Raw genomic sequence first — 10,933 nt, 5'->3', positions numbered from 1 at the left:
ACTTGAGCAACTGATGTGCTGAGAAAGGCGACTGAAGAGTGCTCATCAGAGTGCTCACCGTTTCCGATCCCGAAAAAAAGCTGAATAAGTTTCTGCTGCCTAGGGATCCCTCTTAGTCTGGAGGGGATCGCTAGGGAGCTGATATCCTTGGAAACTTTTGTCCTAATTAAGCAAGTTCCCGATCAAAATGCCAAAGCCGGCATCAACAGCGACGGCACGATCGACCGGGCCAAGGCCAAGCGGATGCTGAACCCCTTCGATCGCTATGCGCTGGAAGCGGCCCTGCAAACCAAACGGCAACATGGGGCGAGGGTGACAGCGATCACGATGGGGCCACCGCCGGCCATCGAGGTGCTCTACGAGGCCATTGCCCACGGCGTGGATCGGGGCATTTTGATGACCGACCGCCGCCTGGCCGCTTCGGATACCTTGGCCACTGCCTACACCCTGGCCCACACGGTTCGCTATGCGGGCCGGCCCGATGTCATCTTCTGCGGGCTGCAGACCACCGACGGCGACACGGCCCAGGTGGGGCCCCAGTTGGCCGAGCGGCTGGGGATCCCTCAGGTTACCTATTGCGAGGCCTTTGAGATCCGCGATGGGATTCTGGTGGCGCGGCGGGCCATCGAAGGGGGATCCCAGACGGTGACGGTGCCGCTGCCGGTTTTAATTACGGTGGCCAATTCGGCGCGGCGCCTGGCCTATCCCACCCTACGCGGCGTGCAGCGGGTGCAGCGGTTGATGCGGGATGAGGCGGCACGGGCCGAGGCCATCCAGATTCTCAACCTGGACGATGTGGGGGCCGATCCAAAGCGCTGCGGCCTCCAGGGATCCCCGACCATCGTGGCCGCCACCGAAAAAGTAGGGGAAATCGGCGGCAACTGTCAGGTCTTTCAAGGGCAGCCCGTTCCTCAACTGATCAGCCAACTGACGCAGGCCGTTGACCTCTTCCGCTGCGCTGCAACTTCCTAGTCCTGTTGGCCAAGTCCCCTCTCCTATCGGCCCCAGAGTGGCTGGCGAAAGCTTTCGGTTTTAGGCGGTGAAAAGCTGACAAAGTTGACCCGGAGAAACTTTGCTTCACCTCGTCGCAACAGATGAGATTGCCCTCGACCCAATCTCAATTCAGGAGTCACGGTTCTATGGATCATAAGCGGATAGTGGTCTTCGCCGAGCAGGTCAAGGGTGAGTTGCAGCCCATCGGCCTGGAGCTGTTGGGAGCGGGGCGACGGCTGGCCGACAAGCTGGAAGCTACCCTGAGTGCCCTCGTCCTCGGCCACAACATCGCTCACCTGCCCCCGATCCTGATCGGCCACGGGGCGGATCAGGTCTTCATCGCCGACCACCCCGAGTTGGCCGAATACCGCACCCTGCCCTACCGCCGCGTTATCCTGGACTTGCTCAAAAGCTGGCCCCAGCCACCCCACACCATCCTGCTGGGATCCACCACCACCGGTCGGGACCTAGCCCCCCGTCTGGCCGCCCACCTGGAAACCGGCCTGACCGCCGACTGCACCGAGCTCGACATCGGCCCCTTCGAGTATAGCAACAGCCGGGATCCCAGCAAGTCCGGCCTCTTCCCCGAATGCCTGTACGCCATTCGGCCCAGCTTTGGCGAGTCCCTCAAGGCCCGCATCCTCGGCCCCTGGAAAAACCCGCAAATGGCCACCGTGCGCCCCGGCGTGATGCTGCCCTTGCCGTGGGACGGCTCCCGCCAAGGGGAAGTGATCCCGGTGCCGGTCAACTTGGAGCCGGAGGATCTCAAGCTGCACATTGTGGAAACGGTGCGCAACCTCTCCCAGGCCGTAGATCTGACGCGGGCCAAAGTGATCGTTTCCGGCGGCTACGGGCTGGGATCCCCAGAAGGCTTCGAGCTGATGAGAGCGCTGGCCGCCTGTTTCCCCAACAGCGCCGTCGGTTCTTCCCGCAAGGCTGTGGATGCCGGCTGGATCCCCTATGCCCACCAGGTGGGGCAAACCGGCAAAACCGTTCGCCCCCAGCTCTACATCGCCTGCGGCATTTCCGGCGCCATCCAACACCGCGTCGGCATGGACAAGTCCCAGACCATCATCGCCATCAACAAAGACAGCGCCGCCCCCATCTTCAAATTTGCCCACTACGGCATCGTCGGGGATCTCTACCAGGTGGTGCCGGAGCTGATCCGGCAACTGCAACAGAGACAGGAGGAGATCCGGGAAGGGGCCGACGAGCGGATCCCTCTCTTGCAAAGTCGCTGAGCAGATCCAGGGAAACGCCCTAGTGCAGAGCCATCGTCAGCAGCCCCTGCTGCCCCAGCAACAGCTCCCGCAACAGGGTTACCAGGCCCACCCACACCACAGGCGCCATGTCCACCCCCCCCAGCGGCGGGATCAGGCGGCGCGTCGGGCGCAACAGAAACTCCGTCAGGCCGACCACCAGGGAGTAGGGCAGCCGGGAAGTATCCAGTTGCGGATACCAAGACAGGAAAATGCGCAGCACAAACAGGACGGTGTAGATCGCCAATAGCGGACCCAGCACCCAGGCAGTGAATTGCGGCAGCATACGTCTTGCAGGAACCAGGCTCTAGAGGATACTCGGAATGCAGGCACTCGGCTCTAAGCTTAACCCCAACTTTTTAAAACTTTAACTCCGTTTCCAAAATAGTCCTACAAGCAGGGCGGCAGCCATTAGAGACTAGCGTCATAATGGTCGTATCTTGCTAACTCCAGGCAGGGATCCCATGCAGGGAAGATTACAAGAGATCGATATCCGCAGCATCCTTCAACTGATCGAGTTGGGCCAGCGCACCGGTGAACTTTTCGTAGAGGCCAGCCGCTCCGCCTACTGGTTCGTCTTTTTCCTAAATGGGCGAATCATCTACGCCTCCGAAAGCGAAGGCAACATCACCCGCCTCAAAGACTACCTGCGCCGCCTCAAGCTGGAAGCCGCCCTAGACGAAATTCAGATCCCTCCCAAAGCTGCGGTCAATGCCCCCGAGTACAACCGCCTCTGGTCTTTGCTGGAAAACCACAAGCTCAACCCCAGCCAAGGCAAGCAGATCCTGCTGGGCATGGTGCGGGAAGTCCTCTTCGACCTGCTCAGCCTCCACCAGGGCTCCTTCATTTTCGAGGCTGGATCCCCCTTGGCCCCCCAGTTGACCACCTTCCCCGTCACCCCCCTGCTCACCGAGATGGTCACCCAGGTGCAGGAGTGGAAAAAGCTACATCCCTATATCCAGGCTCCCAACCAAGCCCCCACCATCGTCAACCCCCTCCCCCTCCAGCAAACCCTGCCCGCCCCCGTCTTCAAAGCCCTGAGCGAGTGGTCCGACGGCAAAACCAGCATTCGCCAGATGGGTCGCTACCTGGGCCGAGATACCCTGGCAGTGGCCAAGGCCATCTATCCCTATGTTCGCCAAGGGGCGATTCACCTCTCCGAGCCCGTCCTGATTGCCGAGCCCCAGCACAGCCGTCCCCTCAAAGCCGGCGACAAGCCCAGCCACATCCTTTGTATCGACGACTCCATGGCCATCCAAAAAACCGTGGAGTTCATCCTGCAAAACGAGGGCTACCAGGTCACCACCATCGGCAACCCCCTCAAAGCCCTAGGACAGGTGTTTCTCCTCAATCCCGACATGATCCTCTGCGATGTGGCCATGCCCAAGCTGGATGGGTACGAGCTGTGCGCCATGTTGCGCAAATCCAGCCAGTTCCGCGAAACCCCCATGATCATGCTCACCGGCAAGGACGGCTTCACCGACCGGATCAAGGCGCGCATGGCCGGGGCCAACGAGTTTCTCAGCAAGCCCTTCTCCGAGAAGGAGTTGTTGACCGTCGTCGAATCTTATGTGGGCCCACCTCCCAAGCGGGGCGGCGGCGAATAGGCACGGGGTAGCCAAGTCCCAATCAATCCAAATCGAGAACAAGGCTGAGCAGGCGGAATACTGGACAGAGGAGTAACCACGCCGAAAAATAGGATTAGCCACGGCCACAAGGCCAGGTGTGGCCAAAAGCGTCGAAAGACAAAATCTCGGTTGAGGTGGCCCCTAGGGTCAACCAGACCCGCGAAACACAACAGGAGCGAGATGACCATGAGCAAAGTGCTGGTGGTGGATGACAACCGTACCTATCTGGAGACCATTTCCAGTTTGCTCTCCGAGAGCGGGTTGGAAGTCTCCACAGCCATGGACGGTGTGGAGGCGATGGACATCATTCGTCAGCAGAAGCCTGACGTGGTGGTGCTGGACATCGTCATGCCCCGCATGAACGGCTACGAAGTGTGCCGGGAAGTGAAGGGAGATGAAAGCACCAAGCACATCCGCATTGTCGTGTGTTCCACCAAAGATCAAGCCTTTGATATCGAGTGGGCCAAGCGCAATCGAGCGGATGCCTATGTAACCAAGCCCTTCAAGCCTCAAGAGCTATTGGCTACCATCAAACAGCAGTTGCGGGAGATCAAGGAGACCGGCCAAAAATGAGTCGCGTTTTGGTGGTGGAAGACAGTCAATCGCAGCGAGAGATGATCGGCAAGTTGCTGCAGGAGAATGGCTTTGAGGTGATGACGGTGGGAGATGGGGTGGAAGCCGTAGAGGCGGTGAAGCAAAGCAAGCCCGATCTGATTGTGCTCGACATCGTTATGCCGCGGATGAATGGCTACGAGGTGTGCCGTCTCCTCAAGGCCGATCCGCTCACCCAAAAAACCCCGATCGTCATGTGTTCCTCCAAGGGCGAAGAATTCGACCGCTACTGGGGGATCCGCCAGGGAGCAGATGCCTACATTGCCAAGCCTTTCCAGCCGCAGGAACTGGTGGGTACGATTAAGCAATTACTGAGAGGCTAGGAACCGCCCATCCCGCTTCTATGCCTGCTGGCAGAGCCCAGAAGGGCTCTAGGCCCTGGGCAAGGGAGGGGCGGCCACCCCTCCACAAGACCATCGATACGGGGGAGCATCATGCTGGGGGATCTGGATCTGTTGATGGGGGATGAGACCCAAGAATTGCAGGAAATGGAGGCTCCCGAAGGTGAGCTATTCCTGAAATTCAAGGTCGCCACCGGAGAAGAATTTGCGCTGCCGGCGGTAGCGGTTGTGGAGGTGATAAGCATCGGCCCCGAGAAAATTACCCCCATGCCGAATGTCGCGCCAGTTCTGCTGGGCACTCTGAACTTGCGGGGCGAAATCATTTGGGTTGCGGATCTGGGGCAATTTTTGGGGATCAGCCCGCCCCTCAACCTCGACCGCGCCGAGCTCCCTGTGGTGGCCGTGATGGATCAACAGGATTTGCTGATGGGCCTGGCCGTGGATTCAATTGTGGGCATGGAGTGGCTGAAGACGGAATCGGTGCGGCCTGTTCTCGTGGCTCCTGAGTCGATGGCTCCCTTCTTGCGAGGGGAATGGGTGGTGCCCGAGACGGGATCCCGCCTGCCATTGCTGGATCAGTCGGCCATCCTCAGATCCAATCGTTGGAGTTAACAGGCAGTCCTCTGTGAACTTGGCAAAAAGAGAGTGTATAGTTCCTATCAAAGAGCCAGGCTGGCTTCCTTCACAATGGGGAAAGCCGGTCTTGTCCAAAGTGCGCGCCAAGCCTGGTGAAGGTGGGGTTGCCTTGACAGCTATATCGGGAGATGGCGGCAAAAACGTGTTCTTGTACTCGCTATGGGCAGAGGGAGAAATAGCCTACATACATAGTATCTGAGATGAAGGTGTTGGTGTTGGGGGGCGTTCCGTTGGCATCTGCGTTGAAGCGTGAACAGAGCTAACCAAGCAGGGAAGGGAGGATCCATGGTTTCGAGCGCGAACACTCAGAGAGACTTCACCGAGGCAATGGTCGCCTTTTGGCAGGGAGACTACGTTCAGGCAGTACGGTTGTTGAACCAAGTGGCCGCTGCTCAGCCACAGGATACCGCCGTCAAGTTGCTGCTGGCTTCGGCCCAAAGGCAAGCCGGGCTGTTGCTGGAAGCTCGCCACACCTACAGCACCATCCTACAGACGGCCAGTGATCCCGACGAGCTGGAGTCGGCCCGCAAGGGGCTGGAGGAGCTGCTGCAAATGGCACCGGAGCTGGCGGACATGCCCGACTCCTCAGAAGCAGTGGACGAGCTTCGCTCGCAAGAGGGGTTGGCGGATGAGTCCCCCGCCGCCGATCCCTTCCTGCAGTTTGAGGAGAGCAGGGAAGAGGAAGTGGATCCCTTCTCAATGGCAGGCGACCCCTTTGCCGCCGCTGGGGATGTTTTGGCTGAGGAAGGCGGATTCGAGGATCCCTTTGAGACCGGGCTGCAGATGCCGGAGGCCGAGCCGTTGTTCCCATCTTACCAGCTGCCAACCCATCCGCGGGTGACGCCGCCGGCCATTTCGGGGCGGGTAAGTGCGCAAGAGAGCAGGCCTCACACCGATCCGGTGGTCGAGGATGACTTTGCCTTCCTGAACGAGTTCGACCGAGAGCACTTGCAAGCCCTGGAAGGCGACTCCGACTCCATTACGCAGTTGGCCGGCGATGCAGATTTTCCCGAAGAGATGGGCTTGTCCCTACCCGGCTTTGAGGAGGAGGGAGGGGGATCCCTGGATGAGGGCCTGCCGACGGAATTGGCCGCGCCCATGAGCGAGCCGATCCCTGCCCCCGATGAAGACACAGCCAGTCCCGGCTCTGCCCTTTTCGATCTTGACGAGCTGGACAGCCTGGATCGCGAACTGGCCGGCATGGAGGGCGGCGAGCCGGTCTTCTACCCAGATGAGGGGGCGACCGAGGGGATGGCCGGGATGGCGGCAGAGATGGCCGGCGGAGCAGCCCAAGTTTTGCAGCCTCAAGGCCTGCCCACTGCCTCGATTCCCCTTCCTGGTGCAGGCGAAGCAGGGACAAGAACATCTGCCGGGCTCGCCAACCGCCCGCTTGCCGATCGGCAATTGGCCACGGCGCTGATCCAAGGAGCGGTGAGTTTGGCTGCCGGGCTGGCGATTGGCCTGGGGATCCCGGCCAATGGGGGAGCTCGCTTGATGGCCGGCGTCATCGGAGGTGGGGTGGTCGGCACGGTAGCCGGGGTTGTACTTGGGGCCAGTAGTGCCAAACACCTTCGCTCCGCCGCCCAAGAGCTGGCTGGCCACTTTGCCGCCTTGGCCCAGGGGAATTACTCAGTACGAGCCACAGTCAATGCCCCTGATGAGCTGGGGCGCTTGGCCGACAGCTTCAACCAGATGGCGGCTGCCATTGAGGCCACCTTCACAGAACTGAACCAGCGGGCTGCCGAGCAGGGGCAAGCTAAGGAAGACCTCCAGCGCCAGGTGATTCGCCTGTTGGACGACGTGGAAGGGGCTGCCCGTGGGGATCTAACCGTGCGGGCAGAGGTGACTGCCGATGTGCTGGGGGCGGTGGCCGACTCCTTCAACCTGACCATTCGCAGTCTGCGAGACATTGTCAGCCAGGTGAAGCGGGCCGCCGCCGCCGTGAACGATGCCGCCTTGCAGAATGAGGACTTTGCCCGCAGCCTCTCCGCCGATGCCTTGCGCCAGGCGGAGGAGATTTCCAACTCCCTCAACTCCATTCAGGAGATGACGGAGTCCATTCAAGAGGTGGCCAGCAACGCCCGCGAGGCGGCCAACGTGACCGCCCAAGCCACAGAAGCAGCCTCTCGCGGTGGAGAAGCGGTGGATCGGACGGTCAGCGGCATCCTGGAGATCCGGGAAACGGTGGCGGAAACCACCCGCAAGGTGAAGCGCTTGGCGGAGTCCTCGCAGGAAATCTCTAAGATCGTGGCCTTGATTTCACAAATTGCCTCGCGCACCAACCTGCTCGCCTTGAACGCCAGTATTGAGGCCGCCCGAGCCGGGGAATCGGGACGGGGCTTTGCCATCGTGGCCGATGAGGTGCGACAACTGGCCGACCGAGCCGCCAAGGCCTCGAAGGAAATCGAGCAGATTGTGTTGCAGATCCAATCGGAAACCGGCAACGTGATGACGGCCATGGAAGAGGGCACCCAACTGGTGATCGAGGGGACACGGCGGGCCGAGCAGGCTAAGAACAGCCTGGACGAGATCATCGAGATCAGCCACCAGATCGACGGATTGGTGCGGGCGATTTCTCAGGCCACTGTGCAACAGACGGAAACCTCTCGCTCGGTGGCGCAGTTGATGCAATCGGTGGAGTTGACCGCCAACGAGACTTCCAAGGAGGCGCAGAAGGTGGCGACTTCGCTGCAACAGTTGGTGAGCATTGCCCGTGAGCTGCAGGCTTCCGTCGGTCGCTTCCGGGTGGGGGATGAATGAGCAAATCTGCTTTTTTGAGGGCATTCTAGGGACTAAGGATCCCAGGGACGAGAAGTCCCCGCTCTTCCACGGCACTGGGATCCCCCTTTGCAACATTGGCCAAACGCTTTGCTCAGCCTGGTCGGTCTGTTATCACTGATGCATACTTGTGGGCTGTAGGAAGGGCCTCCTGCCATGAACGAAGAAGCACAGAAGCGGATCCTCAGTTATTTCATTGAAGAAGCCCGCGACCACTTGGCAACGATCGAGCAAGGGCTCCTCAGCCTGCGCGACAGCATGAGCGATCCTGAGCTGATCAACGAGCTGTTCCGGGCTGCTCACTCCATCAAGGGGGGAGCCGCCATGCTGGGCCTCACCAGCATCCAACGGACGGCCCACCGCATGGAGGATTTTTTCAACATCTTTCGCTCTCGTCCCGGCGGAGTGCCTGTCGATCAGCACCTGGAAACTTTGCTCTTGCAGGCCTTTGATGGGCTTGCGATGTTGTTGGAGGAGCTACAGAGCCCCCGCGGCCTCACCGAAGAAGTTGGCAACACCACGCTGGCGGAATTGGAGCCGGTTTTTCAAGAGACCGAAAGGCACATTCAAAATCTTCTGGGCGAGGGCCCTGTCTCAGCTCCCGTCTCGCCACCGGCAGCCCGTACCCTGCAGCAGGACATGGCAGAGGTGGTGCCGCAGCAGTTGCGCCAGATGCTGGAGCTGTTCAAGCGAGGGGAGCAGCCAGGCGTTCGCGATCAGCTAGTGGCGGCCAACGCCGTCCTCAAAGAGATCGGACAAGTTCATCATCTGGCGGGCTGGCAGCAGTTGACAGAAACTTTCGGGCAAGCCCTGGGCAACCCCGACGCCGATCTGCGAACGTTGGCTTTGGTCGCCCTGCGGGATTTGAAGCAGGGACAGCAGCTCATTTTGGCCGGCCAGCCGGAACAAGTTGCCCCTTCTCCAGAACTGCAACAACTGGCTCGCCCTGCCGCCCCCCCTGCCGCACCGGATCCTTGGGAGGTGCTGGTGCATCAGCAGATCCCAGCTCTGTTGCGCCAGATGCTGGAGTTGTTCAAACGTCCCGACGACCCAGCTACCCGACCGGCCCTGCAAGCTTTGGCGCAATCTTTGCAGGATTTGGGACAGTCCTCAGCTCTGGATCTGGGAGGCTGGACAGACTTAGCCCGCTTGATCGTCGAGATTTTGGCGGATCCCGGCCAGAACTTGCGACAACTGGCCCTGCCGGTGCTGCGAGATCTGAAGCAAGCTCACCAAGCTCTGGCCAGCGGAGCGGCAAACACCATCCAGCCCTCGGCAGAGTTGCTGGCCTTCCGCCCTGTGCCGGCAGCCCCCGAAGAGCCAGAGGTCTCGAAGCTCTTCGAGCTTGGCCTTGCTGGGGAGTCTGAGGCAGAGCCGCTGTTTACCCAACCTGAAGATGCCCCAGAGGATTGGTCTGCGGCTGCTTGGATCCCTGCCGAAGCAAGTGCTGCCCCCCATCGGAGCTGGGAAGCTGAGCCCATGCCAGAAGCCGAGACATCCTTGCAGGAGCAGGAGAGCGCAGAAGCGAGCTGGGATCAAGTGGTGGAACAGCCGGCATCCCTCTGGGAAATGGACACGGCTTTGGATTCAGAGAACCTGCTCGCTCCTGCACAAGAGGAGAGCCTAGATCTGAGTTGGCCGGAGGCCGCAGCGGCCTGGGAGGAAGACCGGGAAGCAGCCGCCGTGCCGGCAGAAAACCCAGAAGAGGATGGGCTGGGATCCAACTTGGCCTCTGTTGCGGAAGACTTCCATGCCACCCCCTTGGATCTGGAGGAAGAAGCCGCTTCGGCCTTTGACGAGCTGTTTGCCAACGCAGAAGCGCTATCCGATATCGAGGAGTTCCCGCCGGAGCTGATCCCCCCTTCTCCTGAGCCTTTCTTGCAGACCTTTGCGGAACCGAGCCCAAGCTTGGAGGAGGAGGGAGTCGAGGCCGATCTGGCGGATCTGTTTGCCGAAGTGGTGGGTGAAGCGGCAGCAGAGCCTGCCGAGCTGACAGGGGCTGAGGAAGCGAGCCAGGCCGTCTGGACGGTTGCACAACAGGAAGTGCCGGCCCAAGCTGCTGCAGAAATCGCAGAGGAGGTGTTTGACTTTGCCCCAGAGGAAGCCGCAAGTGCCGGAGTGGAGGCGTTGTTTGAGCTCGAGGAACTCTCCGTAGAGAATGTTCCCCTGCAGGAAATGCCCGAGCTCCCTGACGTTGGGGCCATTTCCGATGGGGATTCGGTGGCGGATCTTTGGGCGGCTGAGCCGTCCCCACCCCTTCAGCAGGCCATCGGGGATGGGGATCTCTGGGCTGAATTCCCCGCCGATATTCGGCTGGAGGATTTTTCCACCCCGGCAGACTGGGATTCTGGGGAGATGGGATCCCCAGAGTTGGCCGACTCTGCTGCGGATGAGGCTGCCGAAGATAGCTGGGAGAGCCTTTTCTCCACCCCTGCAGCCGATCAAGCCTCGTCGATGCCGGAAGAAAGCGAACCTTCTGGATTTTTTGATGTTGCTTTTGAGCCCTCTTTTGATGTTGCGGATTCTGGCCCGGCTGCGGTTGAGCGACTGGAAGACCTCTTTGCCGAGGAATCCTTGCCGACGTTGGAGGAATTTGCTGCTGCTGGCGAGCCAATGGCAGCGGCAACCCCAGACTTCGAGGCCGAGCTGGGCCTAGGCGATCTCTTCGCCGGCGAGACTCCGGCAG

At 60.5% G+C, this 10,933-nt stretch carries 9 protein-coding genes; 8 read left to right on the top strand and 1 reads right to left on the bottom strand.

Annotation, left to right across the window (positions count from 1 at the left end):
- Positions 1–147: 147 nt before the first annotated feature.
- Entirely contained in the window at positions 148–972 is an 825-nt protein-coding gene (locus NW857_RS08000; RefSeq protein WP_414334522.1) for an electron transfer flavoprotein subunit beta/FixA family protein, read from the top strand.
- Between the two features lie 167 nt (positions 973–1,139).
- Entirely contained in the window at positions 1,140–2,234 is a 1,095-nt protein-coding gene (locus NW857_RS07995) for an electron transfer flavoprotein subunit alpha/FixB family protein (RefSeq protein ID WP_414334524.1), read from the top strand.
- Positions 2,235–2,253: 19 nt separating this feature from the next.
- Here the strand turns inward: NW857_RS07995 and NW857_RS07990 are convergent, their stop codons facing one another.
- On the bottom strand, positions 2,254–2,538 hold the full coding sequence (locus tag NW857_RS07990) for a YggT family protein (RefSeq protein ID WP_414334526.1): 285 nt from the start codon (positions 2,536–2,538) through the stop codon (positions 2,254–2,256).
- A 178-nt stretch (positions 2,539–2,716) separates the two neighbouring features.
- Between NW857_RS07990 and NW857_RS07985 the strand changes: the two genes are divergently transcribed.
- The 6 genes from NW857_RS07985 to NW857_RS07960 form a co-directional block, all read left to right on the top strand.
- Positions 2,717–3,859 carry a response regulator gene (locus NW857_RS07985; protein ID WP_414334527.1) on the top strand — a complete coding sequence of 381 codons (1,143 nt, stop codon included), beginning with the start codon at positions 2,717–2,719 and terminating at the stop codon, positions 3,857–3,859.
- Positions 3,860–4,066: 207 nt separating this feature from the next.
- Complete coding sequence (locus NW857_RS07980; RefSeq protein ID WP_414334547.1) at positions 4,067–4,453, top strand: response regulator; 387 nt, start codon at positions 4,067–4,069, stop codon at positions 4,451–4,453.
- Entirely contained in the window at positions 4,450–4,815 is a 366-nt protein-coding gene (locus NW857_RS07975) for a response regulator transcription factor (RefSeq protein ID WP_414334529.1), read from the top strand. The genes NW857_RS07980 and NW857_RS07975 overlap by 4 nt, the downstream gene beginning before the upstream one ends.
- A 111-nt stretch (positions 4,816–4,926) precedes the next feature.
- Entirely contained in the window at positions 4,927–5,445 is a 519-nt protein-coding gene (locus NW857_RS07970; RefSeq protein WP_414334530.1) for a CheW domain-containing protein, read from the top strand.
- 309 nt (positions 5,446–5,754) lie between these two features.
- Positions 5,755–8,229 carry a methyl-accepting chemotaxis protein gene (locus tag NW857_RS07965; RefSeq protein WP_414334532.1) on the top strand — a complete coding sequence of 825 codons (2,475 nt, stop codon included), beginning with the start codon at positions 5,755–5,757 and terminating at the stop codon, positions 8,227–8,229.
- A 174-nt stretch (positions 8,230–8,403) separates the two neighbouring features.
- Positions 8,404–10,933 (top strand): Hpt domain-containing protein (locus NW857_RS07960; protein WP_414368590.1); only part of this gene is annotated, 2,530 nt, incomplete at its 3' end.

Source organism: Synechococcus sp. H55.9 (assembly GCF_047462355.1).
Lineage (GTDB): Bacteria > Cyanobacteriota > Cyanobacteriia > Thermostichales > Thermostichaceae > Thermostichus.
The sequence above is the reverse complement of the archived record's forward strand: the minus strand, read 5'-3'. Positions and strand labels throughout refer to the sequence as shown.